Origin of the sequence: Cupriavidus taiwanensis, from assembly GCF_900250075.1 — a bacterium.
GTDB lineage: Bacteria > Pseudomonadota > Gammaproteobacteria > Burkholderiales > Burkholderiaceae > Cupriavidus > Cupriavidus taiwanensis_C.
This window is the reverse complement of record NZ_LT977070.1, coordinates 2786085-2800373: the sequence shown is the minus strand read 5'-3', so window position 1 is coordinate 2800373 and position 14289 is coordinate 2786085. Positions and strand designations below refer to the sequence as shown.

Annotated in this window: 16 protein-coding genes; 1 reads left to right on the top strand and 15 read right to left on the bottom strand. The window is 64.2% G+C overall.

All coding sequences use genetic code 11. The features are described 5' to 3' along the window. Position 1: 1 nt before the first annotated feature. Genes CBM2588_RS13020 through CBM2588_RS13005 form a run of 4 tightly spaced genes read right to left on the bottom strand, consistent with a single transcriptional unit; the run spans position 2 to position 4259 of the window. On the bottom strand, positions 2–385 hold the full coding sequence (locus CBM2588_RS13020) for a M15 family metallopeptidase (protein ID WP_115680848.1): 384 nt from the start codon (positions 383–385) through the stop codon (positions 2–4). Continuing rightward, positions 382–1176 (bottom strand): glycoside hydrolase family protein, encoded by a 795-nt coding sequence (locus tag CBM2588_RS13015; protein WP_115680847.1) that lies wholly within the window; start codon positions 1174–1176, stop codon positions 382–384. Before CBM2588_RS13015 ends, CBM2588_RS13020 begins: the two co-directional genes overlap by 4 nt. 9 nt (positions 1177–1185) lie before the next feature. After that, the gene (locus CBM2588_RS13010; protein WP_115680846.1) at positions 1186–3708 is read right to left on the bottom strand and encodes a hypothetical protein; all 2523 of its coding nucleotides are present in this window, start codon (positions 3706–3708) and stop codon (positions 1186–1188) included. A 2-nt stretch (positions 3709–3710) separates the two neighbouring features. Next, entirely contained in the window at positions 3711–4259 is a 549-nt protein-coding gene (locus tag CBM2588_RS13005; protein WP_062801416.1) for a virion core protein, T7 gp14 family, read from the bottom strand. Between the two features lie 16 nt (positions 4260–4275). Here CBM2588_RS13005 and CBM2588_RS13000 point away from each other — a divergent pair, with 16 nt between their 5' ends. Then, a complete protein-coding gene (locus CBM2588_RS13000) occupies positions 4276–4707 on the top strand; it encodes a hypothetical protein (protein ID WP_147298406.1) in 432 nt (143 codons plus the stop codon). Here CBM2588_RS13000 and CBM2588_RS12995 read toward each other — a convergent pair. The 11 genes from CBM2588_RS12995 to CBM2588_RS31535 all read right to left on the bottom strand — a co-directional run bounded on the left by CBM2588_RS12995 (position 4680) and on the right by CBM2588_RS31535 (position 14176). Then, positions 4680–6995 carry a hypothetical protein gene (locus tag CBM2588_RS12995; RefSeq protein ID WP_115680844.1) on the bottom strand — a complete coding sequence of 772 codons (2316 nt, stop codon included), beginning with the start codon at positions 6993–6995 and terminating at the stop codon, positions 4680–4682. The two genes, CBM2588_RS13000 and CBM2588_RS12995, sit on opposite strands and share 28 nt — an antisense overlap. Continuing rightward, positions 6996–7574 (bottom strand): hypothetical protein, encoded by a 579-nt coding sequence (locus CBM2588_RS12990; RefSeq protein WP_115680843.1) that lies wholly within the window; start codon positions 7572–7574, stop codon positions 6996–6998. A gap of 65 nt (positions 7575–7639) precedes the next feature. Further along, positions 7640–8638, bottom strand: coding sequence for a hypothetical protein (locus tag CBM2588_RS12985; protein ID WP_115680842.1), 999 nt, complete (start codon positions 8636–8638; stop codon positions 7640–7642). A gap of 170 nt (positions 8639–8808) precedes the next feature. Further along, on the bottom strand, positions 8809–9636 hold the full coding sequence (locus tag CBM2588_RS12980; RefSeq protein WP_147298405.1) for a capsid assembly protein: 828 nt from the start codon (positions 9634–9636) through the stop codon (positions 8809–8811). Next, a complete protein-coding gene (locus CBM2588_RS12975) occupies positions 9633–11144 on the bottom strand; it encodes a portal protein (protein ID WP_269462412.1) in 1512 nt (503 codons plus the stop codon). The genes CBM2588_RS12980 and CBM2588_RS12975 overlap by 4 nt, the downstream gene beginning before the upstream one ends. A 517-nt stretch (positions 11145–11661) precedes the next feature. Beyond that, a complete protein-coding gene (locus CBM2588_RS12970) occupies positions 11662–11862 on the bottom strand; it encodes a hypothetical protein (protein WP_147298404.1) in 201 nt (66 codons plus the stop codon). A 58-nt stretch (positions 11863–11920) separates the two neighbouring features. Beyond that, positions 11921–12442, bottom strand: a complete 522-nt coding sequence (locus tag CBM2588_RS12965; protein WP_147298403.1) for a hypothetical protein — start codon at positions 12440–12442, stop codon at positions 11921–11923. Continuing rightward, positions 12439–12993, bottom strand: a complete 555-nt coding sequence (locus CBM2588_RS12960; protein ID WP_115680837.1) for a hypothetical protein — start codon at positions 12991–12993, stop codon at positions 12439–12441. Before CBM2588_RS12960 ends, CBM2588_RS12965 begins: the two co-directional genes overlap by 4 nt. Further along, complete coding sequence (locus tag CBM2588_RS12955; protein ID WP_115680836.1) at positions 12971–13762, bottom strand: hypothetical protein; 792 nt, start codon at positions 13760–13762, stop codon at positions 12971–12973. Before CBM2588_RS12955 ends, CBM2588_RS12960 begins: the two co-directional genes overlap by 23 nt. Next, positions 13762–13890, bottom strand: a complete 129-nt coding sequence (locus CBM2588_RS31350; RefSeq protein ID WP_269462411.1) for a hypothetical protein — start codon at positions 13888–13890, stop codon at positions 13762–13764. The genes CBM2588_RS12955 and CBM2588_RS31350 overlap by 1 nt, the downstream gene beginning before the upstream one ends. After that, a complete protein-coding gene (locus tag CBM2588_RS31535; protein WP_197717960.1) occupies positions 13877–14176 on the bottom strand; it encodes an HNH endonuclease signature motif containing protein in 300 nt (99 codons plus the stop codon). The genes CBM2588_RS31350 and CBM2588_RS31535 overlap by 14 nt, the downstream gene beginning before the upstream one ends. Positions 14177–14289 lie beyond the last annotated feature (113 nt).

The following is a 14289-nucleotide window of genomic DNA, read 5'->3' as shown; positions in this document are numbered from 1 at the left end:
GTTAAGGGTAGACCTTGCGGTCGAGTTCAAAGTGGGGACCGTCCTTCAGGGTCTTCCAGTCCCCGCCCCAAACGATGGGTACGCCGAGCCGTGCGGCGTGCGCCTTCACGATGTCAGCGATGGTCTTATAGACCTTGAAGTCCCAGGTGAGCTTGCCGTCGATCAGCACGCCCAGGTCCACAGCGTGTCCCGTCAGGTGCCGGGAGTTCTGCGTCTGGGATTTGCCGGCCTTCACGAGCTCGCGCTGGCGCTCGGCTGTCCGAAGACCCTCGATGACCATGAAGGTCATGGGGCCGAGTAGCATGTCCGATACAGCCTTGACGAGCTTCACTAGGTCGGGGTGCACCCCCTTGAGTCGATCCACGTCACGTTGCGTGAGCTTCATCGGAGTCCATTGGATTCAGTGGACGCCAGTGACTTCGATGCGCCGGCCACGCCTAGCCATAGGTTCGCTTCCGCCGCACGGCGCGGCTGGAGCTTCTTGGCTGACGGGGACGAATTGCGGATCATCTCGCCTACCTTCTCAGGCGAAGCGCCGGAGTTGATGGCCTCAGCGATTCCGCGAGCCTTGAAGCCGCCGGGTCCGAGGTTGTACATGAGGGATACCAGGGCGGCCCGCTCGTGGTCCTTCAGGTCACGCTTGACCATGTGGTCCACGTAGCCGTTGGCGCGATAGATGCCGTACTCCAGGAGCTTGTCAGCCTGCCCCTGGGTGATGGTCCCCGTTCCGCTCTTGATGGCCTTGAAGCCGTCGGCGTCGATCCCGAGGACCTCCTTGAAGACCTTCTCGGAGTCGGGGTTGCCAGGGATGTTCCAGCCGTAGCCGATGGAGACCTCATCCTTCTGGCCGTCCACGTAGTCGCCGGGGCGAACGTAGATGTCGCCCGGCCGGCGCTTGGGCGAGAAGACGCCATGGTAGGCGCGGGACTCGAATCCTTCCGAGCCGGCCACGCCTTGCTTCACCATGTCGAGCCAGCCGCCCTGCGGGGCCTTGGCGCCCCGGAATGGTTGGGTGATTGCTTTCGCTCCACCGAGATAGTCGAAGAACTTCTGGGGGTCCCAGAGCGTCTTGGGCGGCGGGGGAGTCCGGAGTTCACCGGACTGGAACCGCTCCTGAGCTACCTGCTGCATTGCGTTGCTCATGACGTTCTCGGGGAGCACGTCTGCTGGAAGCATGTGCTCTCCTTAACGCAGTGGGCGTCGCATAACCCCCACGGCTTGATGTTCAGGCTTGTCCTCCCACGTGCGTTGCTTCTCGTTGGAAGCGCGGCGGGCGTCGGCGGCGGCCTGGGTCCCCTCGATCCGGTAGCCATACATGACGCCGTAGGTGTTGGACCTGGAGTCGTACATGGCGTACATGCCGGGAGGGAGGTATTGCTTGAAGAACTCGGCGGCCTTCGCGGGATCGTCAGGGACCTTCACGGCCTTCGTGGTCTTCTCCACGATCTTCCCGCCCAGGCCGACCACTGCCGAGTCGTAGGCGTGCTCGACGGTCGTAGGGACCGCCACGGACATTCCAGGGCGGAACATCAGCGGCGTCTGGTCGGAGCCGTAGACGGCCCGCAGTCCGTTGCGCTGCGTGGCGTCCAGGTAGAGCTCACCGACGTCCGGGGCGATCCCAGGGAACGACTCCTTGAACTTCTTGGCGTCGGCCTTCCAGTGATCCACCGGGTCCTCGATTTCGCCCAGGGCGTTCTTGAACGCAGTGCCGGCGTAGAACGGCTTGTAGCCCTTCTGGACCGAGAACGGGTGATCCGGCGCCGCGTTCAGCGGGTCGGCCAGCGCCATGCCTCGGGAGCCGTTGGGGTTCTTCGCCAGTTGGAAGTTGCCGTCCTTGCCGGGGACCGTCACGTAGCGTCCTGCGAGAATCTTGGCCGTGGCCTCGTAGACCCGATCAGGATCAACGATGCCCTGCGCCTTGAGCTCCGCTGCTTGGATCGCAGCGATTCCCATGATCTCGGCCTGGACGTCCGGGTGGAAGCCCACCTTCGGGTTGCGGATGAACCCGTCGCGCCCGGTCTTCTCCAGGACCTCCTTGCCGACGGCGGACATCAGGTCGTTCTCGACTTCAAACGCCTTCTTGTCGCGCCCCAGGAGGGAGGACCATTCGACCTTGCCGCCCTGCTGCGCCTTGGACAGGGTGTCCTCGGCCTTCGGGTTGTCGGTCACGTACTTGAACGCGGCGGTCGGATCGCCGTACATCGGCGCCGCAGCGTCCAGGGCACGCCACCGGGCCTCAGCTTGGGGCGTCAGGTAATGCGAAAGGCCGGCATCGCCCACCTTGGCCTGGATCGCCTTGATCCCGGAGTAGGCGTTGACGGCCAGGGCCGAGTCCTTACCGAGTAGGGCGTTCGACATCTCCGCCTTGATGTAGGGCGGGGGCGCCGGGAGGACGCGCTGAATTCGGTCGGACGTCTGGTACGCCACGAACTCTTGCATGGCCTCCGCCGTCTTGGTCGGGTGGACGTTGCCGAGCGGGTCCGTGGTTTGACCCAGGGCTCCGCCGCCGCGCTGTGCATCCTCGGACAGCATCTTGGCCTGGTGCTCGTTCGCCACGTCAGCCGCAGAGACCCCGAAGTGATCTCCGACTAGCGTGTGATCGACCTTGTTGTCCACGGCGTACCGGGCGAGGTTGACGCCGGCAGTGACCTTGGCCGCCTGCTGGAGGCCGTGAAGCGCTTGGCCCACGCCAGCCATGCCGACGCCGTGGATCGAGTCGATCCGCTGATAGTCGTAGATCGCGTCGGCCCAATCCTTCGTCGTGGCGTTCGGGTTGGCGGCGAGGCCAGCCACGCGGAGGTTCCAGTTGTTCACGGCCTCCCGCGCTTCCATGGTCTTCACTTGCTGCGTCCGGGCGACCAGCCGCTCCCCGATGTCGTTCATGAGCTCGGGGTGCGTCTTGTCGTAGCCCAGGTCATGCAGCCGCTCCCACAGGGCCGTACCCTGCGAAGCGTTCGTGACTTGCGAGGCGAGGTTCAGGACGAACTTGTCGGCGGCGACGCGATCCCCGTTGAAGATCGTCGTGGCCTTCGAGATTCCCAGGGCGAGCGACCCCTGCGTGAGGGTGCTGTTCTGCATCTGGTCCATCAGGTCGCCCGTGATGTCCTGGGTCGCAATGGTCTCGATGTTCTGCTGCGTCTTCTCGCCGTAGCGGGCGACGAGGCCGTCAGCCGCCTTATTGATCGAGTAGAGGTAGCGGGCGTCGTAGGTAGGGTCGCCGGTCCCGCCTTCGCCCAGGTTGTTCTTGATCCAGTTGTCCACCCACTCGCGCGGCGTCCCGGTGGACCCGTCGAGCATGTAGCCCTTCGCCATTTCCTCGGAGAGCTTGGTGACGTCCTGGGTGGACGCACGGTCAGCGCTGGCCTCCTGGTACATGCCGAAGTAGGCTTGGCGGTTCTCGTACTCCGGGCGCCGCGCCACGCCCTTCTGGACGTCGCTCATGGCGAGTTCCTTCAGGGCGGCGTTCTCCTTGTGGACCTCGCTCAGTTGCTCCTGGTGGAGCGTCTGCCCGATTGCCTCGGACGTCCGCGCGAGGTTCCCGAAGAACGAGCCGAAGACGTTCCCGAGTTGGGCGAGTTGCTGGCCCGTCCCCTGGACCTGTGCGGCCACGGGGCGATAGAGGTCAGTGACCTCCCGCGCCGCGCCATCGACCTTCGGGGTTTCATAAGCCGGCGTAGCGGCAAATGCGTTTGCTTTCTGTCCGGCCATGGTTACTTAGGAGGGTTCTGGATGCGGTAGTTCTTCGCCACGTCGAGTTGCGTCTGACGCTGGAAGTATTGAGCGCCCGCGCCGACCAGGGCCTGCCCGATCTGGGCGCCGGCCTGGACTTGCGAGACGCGACCGGCAGCCGCAGCCTGTGCCGCAGCGTCAGCGCCGCCCGCCTGGAGCGCCGCCATCTGGTCACTGACGCCCGAGCGCTCGTTGTCGAGGCCGGCGTCGATACGACCCAGGTCCGCCGCAGCCGCAGCGGAGATGTTCATTGCACTCGCAGCGAGAGACCCCGCGCCCTCGGCGGCTCCGACTCGGGCCATCGCCAGTTGTCGGTTCGCCTGTTGGGCGCGGTCAGTCCGTTGCTCGAACGCCTTGAGTTCGGCTTGCCGCTGCCGCTCTTGAGCGACGCGGTAGCCTTCTTCAATGTTCCGGTTCTGCGCAGTCTGTTGGGCCTCGATGGCCCTGTTCTGCGCGTTGTTCTGCATCAGCGCCCCCGCCGCCGACACTGCCAGCGTCGTGAGCATCACGATGGTTGTAGGTTCGCACATGCGGGAGGAAGTGTTCGTGGCCCAGGTCTACGGCTTGGAAGCCGCACCATGCGAGCCACTTGAGGTGGAGCGCGTTCTGTCGCCACGGGGCGCAGACGAGCGTAGGGAAGTGGAAGTGGGCCTGCCCGATCCGGTGATGGCATACCTTGAGGAAGGGCGTAGCGACCTCCAGGAGGTACGGCGTAGCGAGCATCCAGATGGAGCCCACGCCGTCCTGAGGATGCGAGGTGACTCCCCAGATGCCGGCGACGCGGCCACGGGGAGTCAGGATGGTCTCAGCGATCACAGAGTCGTCCACCGACTCCCGGATGACGTCCAGCGGATGCTCGCCTGGACGGGCCAGGACGAGCTCATAGCAGTCCGCGCGGCGGAGCTTCTGAGCCAGGGCGTCGGTATGCGCGAGAGTCGGCGGTACGAGTTTCATTGCGATGCGAAGAGGTTGGCGTAGCGGGCGGCCAGGGTGTAGCCGGTGACGGCCATGGGGGCAGAGGACGTCGTGGAGACCGTCAGTTGCGCCTTGTGGCCCTGCGCGTTGAACGGGATACCGAAGGTCTGGTTCTCGCCGTTGTCGGCCACCAGCGCTTCCCCCACGACTCGCGGGGACAACTGGACGACCATCGGCGGGCGGTCCTTGCGAACCACCGTGGCCTTAAAGTCCCCGGCGCGTAGCGCGTCCAGGAAGACCTTGTGGACCTGGAGCCGGCCCATCGGCGTCTGGCTTTCGCCTGCGGCAGGGTAGAACGGGGAGAACGTCCAGTACCGCTCGAAGCGCCGCCCGAGGAATCCCTGGGGCGCCGTCACGTGCGTCTGGAAGTGGGCCACGTGCTGCGAGCCGTCCCACACGACCGTGGCCGGGTACTCGGAGTACCAGCCGGAATCGTTGGGGACCAGGACGACCATGTTGTCCAGGCCGGCCAGCGGCGTCGGGACGATGACCTCGGAGCGATTCCGGGCCACGTTCCAGGTGATCTGGGCCGGGACCAGGAAGTCCAGCCGCTGCGCATCCAGGCTTTGAACGGCCTCGATGCTCACCTTCAGCAGTTGCACGTAGTTCCCCACGTCGGCCAGCAGGTACAACCAGCCCTTGTCTACCCAATGGAGCCGGATGTACGAGACCCCATCGAAGGCGAGCGTAGCCCATGCGTTCTGCTGGCGCTGCGCGTCCTTCCAGTAGTTCGTCTGCACCCACAGCTTGTTGGGGGCGAGGCCGGTCCACAGGAAGTTCCGGCCCGCCTGGGCCGAGCCCGAGATGCGCCGGACCGCGCCAGGGCAGTAGTCCGGCACGTGCTTGCTCATGTCCTCCGCGTAGTTGTTCTGCGACGCCTCGCGGTAGGAGTATTCCCACAGGACCGAGCGGCCCTCGGACGAGCCGGTGTAGTACAGGACATCACCGACCACTTGGGGCGGGCATTCGCCGTCGAGCTCGTAGCGGGTCACCACGCCCATCGAGGCATCCATCGGGGTGATGGCCTGACCGCCGTCCACTGCGGCCTGGGCCGACTCGGTGACGACGATGAGCGAGTTACGGATCGCGCGGAGGTAGCGAATCTTCCCGCTGTCCGCGTCGGCTTGGAGCGGCACGGGGTCGCTCGCCACGATCTCGCGGGCGCTGGCGTTCCAGAAGTTGAACAGGTCGTCGGGTTGGCTCCCGATGATCCAGTCGTCGGCGGCCAGCCACAGACGACCCTTCCACAGGGCCATGTCCGTGATCTGCTTGCCGGCGAACGGGGGCGGGGCGTTGCTGTCCGAGTCACCAGTCTTCCGCAGCGTCCAATCGCACGGCTGGAGCTCGAATGAGTTCGCGCCAGTCTGGTGCAGTCGGATAGGCATAGTGCCCGGCTCGATCCGCCCTGAGGTCCCGAAGGCGTCCAGGTAGGAGCATTCGCGGTAAGCGTTCGTCGGTTGGTCGTAGGCGACGTAGTAGGACGACTTGAGGTCGCCCTGGTTCTGGTCGATCAGGATCGGCTCGCCATGGAAGCCCACGTTCGGGAGGTCGGTGATGACGGACGCCCGCTGCTTGAGGACCGTCATAGCGGTCTCGTCCCAATCGTTCGAGCCCGAGAGCGTCGAGACGACGTTGGTCGGACCTTCGATACGGATCACGTTATTGATCCGGGACACGAAGAGGCCGGGCATGTTGGCGCCAATCGCCGCCGCCAGCTGCGAGGCGACCCAATCGCGGGTCTTCGCGCCCCCCGAGCCGTCGTAGAACACGCTGGCGGAGCCGACGTTGGACGACAGGTAGAAGGACTGACTGGCAGAGTTGAGCTTCTTGACGACGACGTACGCGCGGGTCATGGCCGGCTTGGCGGTCTCTGTGACCGTCGCCGTGACCGCCGTATTCAGGATGAAGACGGTATCGGTGACGGGCAGGAATCGGAGGGTAGAGCCGTCGCCCAGGTAGTTCTGGACCCATGGCCCGTATGTGACCGGGGCGATGTCGCCCGTGACCAGATTGCGGACCTCGATCTGCCCGGCCTCTGCTCGCTTGAGCATCACCCAGGGCTGACCGCCCTTAGTGCGGAACATCGTGTGACCCGTGAGGGCATAGGACGTCCGGTTCAGGCCGGCGATCCACTTGGTCCCCATGCGATCCACGAGCCCGCCCACCTCGACGGAAGGCAGGAAGTTCACGATCTCTTCCATGGAGGAAGGAGACCGCAGCAGCGGCGCTTGTCGGTTCACCCCGGAATGGAGTGCGCCGATGCGCGGCTGGAGCATGTTGTCGATTGGCACTTACAGGATTGATCCGTTCGGGTAGGTGCGCCGGCGCAGGAACGCAAGGTCCGGGTTGTCGAGCATGTTGTAGTCATCGACATCCGACTCGGACGCCTGGGAGTCTGCGATGGCCTCCCCGCGATCACGCTGGAGGAAGTTGTCAGCGGCCACCGAGCCGACGTAGGACGTCTGGTACTTGGCCGTGGCGTCGGCCACGATGCGCTGTTGGACGTGGTACGGGCACTCTTCGAAGGGGAAGTAGAGCGTCACGTTGACGTCCAGGGAGTCCGTGAAGACGTCGGTGCGGTCCGCCTTGTTGTAGAGCTTGGTTCCGCGCTGGACCACCTTGAGGTACGGGTCCACCGGGTCGATCTTCAGGACCTCGGGACCGACCAGGAGGTTGCCGTTGGCGTCAGGCACCAGCGTGCGGACCTCGGTATTGAAGTCGTAGTCCTTCGCCAATACCGCCTTGGTTGCGGCGTCGAGAATCGCGGAACAGTTGGCGAAGTCGCCGGCCCCTTCGACTTCGACAAGGATCACGGACTCGCCCACAGCCGACAGCATCATGTTGACGGCTTCGAGACGGGAAAGAGGCATTGGGGAAAGAAACGAAAAAGGGGAGCCCTGGAAAATCCAGAACTCCCCATGGGGTTACTAAAGGCTTAGGCCGCCGGCAGGGCGAACTCCACCGCGCACTCGGCACGCAGGGTGCCGTGGCCCGAAGCCTGCGAGGTCACGATGAAGTCTTCCTGACGACGAGCCGAGCGCTCGACCTCGGTGGACATGCCGCGCAGAGTCAGAACGCCAACGGCGTCCGGGGTCCACATCACCGCCGAGGTCTTCGAGTAGTCGGCACGGTACTTCGGGTAGACCGAGGTAGCAGCCGATTCGTTGGTGTTCGGCACCAGTTGAGTCGGGTAGATGTTCACGCCCTCTAAGCGGATCGCTTCGGTGACGTTCGCACCTTCGCCGGCAGCGGCCAGTTGGATGGTCGTGGTCAGGTTCACGAAGTGGCCCGACACCGAGTCACGCGCGTACTTCAGCGCATCGAACACGGCGTACGGGACGGCCATGTAGATGGTCGAGGTCAGCGGGACCTTCTTGGCGTACAGCGCCGCCTTGGCTTCGCGGATGCGAGCCATCCAGGCCATGCCGTCGATTACGCCCGAGGTCAGCAGGTCAGCCGCCACGATGCGCGAACCGCCGGGGAACGGACCCACAGCAGCCTGACGCGCGGCCAGGATGGCAGCACGGTAGTTGTTGCGGTCGTAGACCTCGGCCAGGGCCTGACCCATCGAGGTCGTCATCGGACCACGGATGTCGAACTGCGACATCAGGGTGTCCAGGTCGAACAGGGCGTGGTGAGCAACCAGCAGGCCGTCGAGAGTGATTTCCACTTCGCCGGTCGCGTACGGGTTACCCATCATCTCCTGACCGCGAGTCAGGTATTCGGCCATCGAGTCGCCGGTGCGGATGAACTGCGCCGACTTGCCGCCCTGGATGTTGCGCTCGTTGAACTTGCCCTTGGTGACGGTTGCCAGCGTGAACGCGGTCAGAACCTCACCAGTGAACTTCTTCAGGAAGAGCGAGCGATCATCAGCCGGGGACGATTGACCAGTACCGAAAGCTACCGGCGAGCCGGCGTTGGACGAGAATGCCATGTAGAGTGTTTCTCTCTGAGGGAAGGGATTTACCCCCAGGCGTCCGTTGGGAATCGGAGCGGACCTGGGGATGGAAGGGGAGACCCCGAGCCGGCCACCCTTATCGGGATGACGCGCTTGTGCGTGGCTCTACGGCTTGACTGTCAGGGACAGCGGCTCAGGGGTAATGCTTAGTACGTCGAGATGCGCAGGCGGGACTCGACCTCGTTGCGGTACGCTTCGGAGGTGCGGTAGCGCGGATCAGCCATCGCACGCGTGACCTCGGACTGGTCGCGGAACGGTTGCAGGGCTTGGGTGCCACTGGCGCCGCTCGGGACGTGCAGGCTCGGATCACGCGAGGCGCCGGCCTTCTGCATCAGCAGCGCCACAGCGTCGCTTGCATTCGGGCCGTTGAACTGCGCGTCGTACCACTGTTGCTGTTCCGGCGTCAGGTTCTTCTGACCCCAGGCCACCGCGGCCTCGAACGCCTCTTGACCGCCAGCGGCCTTGAAGAGGTTCGCGGTCGCTTCACGCGCCAGGGCAGCTTGGCCCGCCTTGAACTGCGCGACCATGCCGTCCACGTCCTCGCCCTTGACGTTCAGCGCTTTGGCGAGGCCATCACGGAACTTCGGGTCCAGGGTTTCGGCATTGAACGCTTGGGCGAACGAGCCGTCCTCGAACATCTTGGCGAAGTCGGGTGCAGCCTCGACGGGTTCGTCGGTCGGCTTGTCGCCTTCCTTGTTCTCGTCGGCGGGCTTGTCGCCCTCGGGCTTGACTTCAGTGTTCTCGGGCGGCGTACCGTCGCCTTCCTTCTTCTCGGGCTCGGCAGGTGCGGCAGGCGGAGTTGCGCCATTGGGCGGCTCCGTGTTTCCTGCGTTCGGCACTTGGCCGTCGGCCTTCGCCACCATTGCGGCGTTGTACTCCGGGGAGTCAGGGACCAGGGCGGGGGGCGTTGCCACCACCACTACTTCGGGTGCGCCACTTACGGGCGCGGCAGGCGTTCCATTGGGAGTCGTCATGCGGGTTGCATTGCGGCGGAGGCCATCGGACCAGCGGCTCGTTGAGCCATCTGGGAGACCATCTCCGCCTGTTGTCGTTGGGCTTGTTCCTTCGCCACCTCATCCGAGGACTTGATGGACTGCGGGAACCCGAGGGCAGCAGCGGCGGGCGTCAGGATCGTGTCGAACTTGACGTAGCCGGCAGCTTCTTCTTGGAAGGCTTGAGGCGTTTCGTTCAGCAGGCTGAAGAAGGACCGGACCCGCTTGATCTTGGCGTCCTTACCGAGGGCCGCGAGACCCGTCGTGACGGTGATCTCGGTGTCCCCGTCGCCAATCGGCGGGAGCTCCTTGCGGGACTTCATGATCGCCATGAGCTTCTCCAGGCGCCATCCCATCATCTCGGGGCCGAGGTACGAATAGACGCCGCCGAGACTCTGTTCGATCTCGGTGACCAGCATCTCCAGTTCGTAGGCCGTCACGCGCTCGGCGTCTCGCCGCAAGTCGTTCGTCAGGAGGAAGGCGACCGAGAGGTCCCGCTTCAGGTCCTGCTTCTCGACGTTCAGCGATTGCATCGCGTTCGCGTTATTGAACTGGAACGGCTGGATGTCCCCGTTCTGGCCGCCGTTGCCGGACAGCACAGCGCCATTGCGGGCTTCAGCGATCCGCTTGCGCAGGTTGCCGCCAGCCGCATTGGGCTTCACGAAGATCAGGTTCCGCGCCGCGATGGCTCCGGATTCCAGGAGATGCTGAGACGTCTTGTCGAGCGCCAGGAGGTCCGCGTAGTTCGCCTCGACGTGCGAGCGGCCATAGGTCTCGCCAGGGACGAGCTCCCAGGCAATCGCGTTGGCCGGCATGATGCCTTGGTGAACCTTGTGGGGCATGATTGTCACGTCGTCCAGGTCTTGCTGGACAGCGTAGAACCCCTCGCGGATGAACTCGAATCGGGTGTAGAGGATCACGTCCTCGTCTTCCTTCTTCGCTGTCCGCGTGCGGAGGTCATGGCTCAGGCCCCGGACCTTCAGCTTCTCCGCCGTGACGATCTCCAGGACCTTGCCCGTGAAGTCGCGGACGCAGACGAACTGGTCCAGGCGGTACAGCTTCAGCTTGCCGTCCGGTTGGATGTACTCGACCACGTTGCCGGCCACGATGCAGTGCAGTAACGAGGTGAACGTGGACCGGCGCCATGACAGCGCCTCGATCTTGGTGTTCATCAGTTGCTCGCACTGAGCGAGCCCCTTGATGATGTCCGGGGGAGGCGACAGGACGCCCTCGCGCATCAGGAGCCCCACGCTGACGTTGATGTCGAACGCGGAGTCCCCAGGCGGGAGGAACGCCATCATGAGCTTCGAGGCTAGATTGGTTGCCCCTCGGTATCCGAAGGACGTATTGGTCTGCGGGAGAGCGTTCGCCGGGGTCTGGCCCGGCATAGGGCAAATCGCAGGGACCGTGAGCGCGGCACAGGCTTGTGCCCGTCGCAGGGGCATATCCCGTTCCGGGGATAGCTCCTGGTATCGGTCCTGTAGCTTCACAGGTTCACGCCTACTCCATTGGTGGAGGTCGAGGGGGCGGCGGACGGACCAGCCGTCAGGTAACGGCGCTGGAGCGCCTTCTTCTGTACGGCGGTCGCCGGGCTGTCCTCTTGACCGAAGACGGCGACGGGGGCCGGTGCGTCAGGCTGCGGGGCCTGGGGTGTCGGTTGTTGCTTAGGCTTGGACATCGAGGTGGAAGTGGGAGGTGAGACGTTGGAACCCCAAGCGCCTCAGATACCCACGGTGTTCCGGCAGTGGGTCGGCCACGACTTCGTGGACTCCGAGGCCACGGGCGACAGCGTTAAGCCGTCGCAGGACCATCGGTGTGACCCATCGCCCTCGGACGTCCGGTCGAGCGTGGACATGGAGGGCGGCTCGATTACCCATAGGCTCGAACCAAACCGCAGCACTAATGCCGCCTCCATCGTGGAAAGCGCATATCGCACACTGGCCCAATAGATCGACAGTCCAGTCACCCACACATGGGTAACCAGTCCGACGAAGGAACTCAAAGAGTTCATAGGCGAGTGGGGGAGTTGCGCTCGTCCAGGGCGTCCGCGAGCTCATCGAGGGACTTGGCTCCCTCGTGGATACCAGCGAGTTCATGGGCGGCTTGGTACTGTTGGGCCTCCACCAGGGTCTTGAAGTCCTGGAGGGGGAAGAGGAATCGGATGTACTCAGCGGCGATCCTGAGGTCCTTGGACGAGGGGCAATCCATGGGGATTCCTTCCTCGTCTATCTTAAGGAGCATAGGGTCGGCACTAACATGTACGTATTTACTCGGGGCCTTTCCCGAGAGACCGATACCAGACTTGAAGCCCTTCCAGGCGAGCCGAATTGCGTTGGCAAATCGCATAGTTTTGCTCCATCGTCAGGATCAAATCCGCCACCGAGTAATCGGCTTCATCGGCTCCGGCGGCTCCGCCAGGGACGGCGGGATCGGGGGGAAGTCGCGCACTACCTGCGGCTTCGTCGTGCAGCCTTGCGATGTCAGCAGACAGGCGAGTGACGCGGAGATCACTAGCAGCCAGGCGAGACTTGAGATCGGCTTGGATTCGGAGGTGTTCATATTCGGAAACCTTCAGTGAAGCGCGTAGGCGGGCCTCGGCGTCCGCGCTTGCGGCAGCGTCATCGGCGCGGGCCTTTGCCAGGGCGGTAGCGGCTGCGGATTCTGCGGCGGCCCGGCCAGCGTCGTAGCCTGACTCATAGACATGGGATCGGTAGACGAGCCCGCCCGTCAGAACCAGGACCGCCGCGAGGCAGTACCAGACCCATCGGGGCAGGGTGAGGTTGGTCATCGGATGTCTTGGTAGACGCGGATGACGGCGTGCTGGAACGCGTCCAGGGAGCCGTCGTTCAGGATGCGGATGTCGAAGGGTTGAGCCGTGACGCCGGCCTCCGACACGTGGGCCGCCACCACGAGCGCATCCGGGCGGGCGACGTGAATGATCGTGCCGCCCATAGCCCGGATCAGGTCCGCCTCGTTGTCGAAGCGCACGTCTGTGATGACGGTCGGCACGCCCTCTTCGGCGTTGTCCATGATTCGGGCGCGGCACTGTTCCAGCCAGATGTTCTTGGCGAGGGTGTGCCGGCCCCACTCGGTCCCGAGGGTCTGCATGGCGTATCGCGGGGACACGCCACAGAGGCGCGGATGCGGCGACTCCTTGATCGGGTCCATCTCTTCGACGGTGATCCCGCACAGGCCCGCCACGAACTCGCGGATCGGGCGGGCGAAGGAGTCCTTGCGATACCCGTGCCAGTCGATGAGGACCTGGGCGGCGGTGTCCTTACCCGAACGAGCGCGACCGGCGAGGCCGATCAGGGGCTTACGCAGCTTTTTCGTCTGCATTGAAACTCACGGATTTGACGCCGGGGATGTCGTACTTCACATCGCCGGTCGCCGGGTTGTAGTCGCCAGGGCGCAGGATGCGGGCCATGACAGCGTTGACTCGGAAGTCGTGGACGGTCTGGGTGATGTCCTTGTACTTGCCCTTCTTGGGCGCCAGGAACTTCTCGCGGGCAGCCACGGCCATCTCCTTGATGCCCGAGCATTCGTTGAGAATGTCTTCGGCGGCCTTCGGGCCGCAGCCGATGCAGCCCTTGAAGCCGTCGGTCGCGTCGCCCATGAGGGTCTGGTACATCCACTGCCAGTCCGCGCGGGCCGGCGAGATGACTCCCTTCTCCTTCTTGCCGGGATTCACGAGGCGGCCGGGGACCGTCTTCATGTCCTTGTCGGACGAGACGATGACGAACCCGTCGCCGCTCATGCAGCCCATGACGTCATCGGCCTCCAGGCCAGGGAACTCGGTGCAGTCCATGTTGGCCTTCACCCATTCCTCCAGTTGCCAGAAGACGTCCGGCTTTTCGCTGCGCCCGCCTTTGTACTGCGGGTAGATGCCTCGACGGAACAACGTGCGGTTCGTCGGGCTGAGGCAGAACGTGAACTCGTCTGCCAGGGCCAAGTCCATCCACGAATCCAACATGCGCTTCAGGGCGTCCACCGCTTCTTCGAGAGTCGGGGGACGATCAATGATCGTCTCCGATTCCCAATCGGTGTCTTCCACTTTGATTACGCACGCTTTGTAGATGGCCTCGTCCCCGTCTATCAGGGCCAGCATCAGGCGGCCAGCTTCCCGAACGCCCAGATGTACACAGTGACGCCGGCAGCGAGGCAGCTACCGAACATCAGGCCCAGGACCCAGGCCACTGCGATGTCATCCTTCATTCGAAGGTCAGGAAGTTTCATGTTGTTCCTTTCGCCACTCACGAATCCACTCGCACGCCGCGCTGAACGAGACTCCGAAGAGTTCGCCCAAGGCGGCGCCGGTAGGTTTGTGAAGTAGCCAATAGCGGCGGGCGTCAGCGTTTCGCGCCGAGTACCGCTCGCGGTTCGTGGAGTCGAGGTGCTCCGCGCGAGTGATACAGCGGAGGTGGAGTGGGTTGCAGCAGTCGCGGCTTCCGCACGTGTGGTCGATCTCGTGGCCTTCTGGGATGTCCCCGTTTCGCAGCCGCCATACGGTTCGGTGCAGCATCTCGTGACCCCACGGCCACCGGATTCGGACGTAGCCGTCGTTGTTCCGCGCGTGCGAGATGCAGTGCCAACACCCGTTCCGACCCACATGGAAATCCAGTGGTCGCTTCGGCT

Bases quoted from the DNA above. Each gene is read 5' to 3' on its own strand.
- CBM2588_RS13020 (WP_115680848.1), bottom strand. From the start codon at position 385: ATGAAGCTCACGCAACGTGACGTGGATCGACTCAAGGGGGTGCACCCC.
- CBM2588_RS13015 (WP_115680847.1), bottom strand. From the start codon at position 1,176: ATGCTTCCAGCAGACGTGCTCCCCGAGAACGTCATGAGCAACGCAATG.
- CBM2588_RS13010 (WP_115680846.1), bottom strand. From the start codon at position 3,708: ATGGCCGGACAGAAAGCAAACGCATTTGCCGCTACGCCGGCTTATGAA.
- CBM2588_RS13005 (WP_062801416.1), bottom strand. From the start codon at position 4,259: ATGTGCGAACCTACAACCATCGTGATGCTCACGACGCTGGCAGTGTCG.
- CBM2588_RS12990 (WP_115680843.1), bottom strand. From the start codon at position 7,574: ATGCCTCTTTCCCGTCTCGAAGCCGTCAACATGATGCTGTCGGCTGTG.
- CBM2588_RS12985 (WP_115680842.1), bottom strand. From the start codon at position 8,638: ATGGCATTCTCGTCCAACGCCGGCTCGCCGGTAGCTTTCGGTACTGGT.
- CBM2588_RS12980 (WP_147298405.1), bottom strand. From the start codon at position 9,636: ATGACGACTCCCAATGGAACGCCTGCCGCGCCCGTAAGTGGCGCACCC.
- CBM2588_RS12970 (WP_147298404.1), bottom strand. From the start codon at position 11,862: ATGGATTGCCCCTCGTCCAAGGACCTCAGGATCGCCGCTGAGTACATC.
- CBM2588_RS12965 (WP_147298403.1), bottom strand. From the start codon at position 12,442: ATGACCAACCTCACCCTGCCCCGATGGGTCTGGTACTGCCTCGCGGCG.
- CBM2588_RS12960 (WP_115680837.1), bottom strand. From the start codon at position 12,993: ATGCAGACGAAAAAGCTGCGTAAGCCCCTGATCGGCCTCGCCGGTCGC.
- CBM2588_RS12955 (WP_115680836.1), bottom strand. From the start codon at position 13,762: ATGCTGGCCCTGATAGACGGGGACGAGGCCATCTACAAAGCGTGCGTA.
- CBM2588_RS31350 (WP_269462411.1), bottom strand. From the start codon at position 13,890: ATGAAACTTCCTGACCTTCGAATGAAGGATGACATCGCAGTGGCCTGG.
- CBM2588_RS31535 (WP_197717960.1), bottom strand. From the start codon at position 14,176: ATGCTGCACCGAACCGTATGGCGGCTGCGAAACGGGGACATCCCAGAA.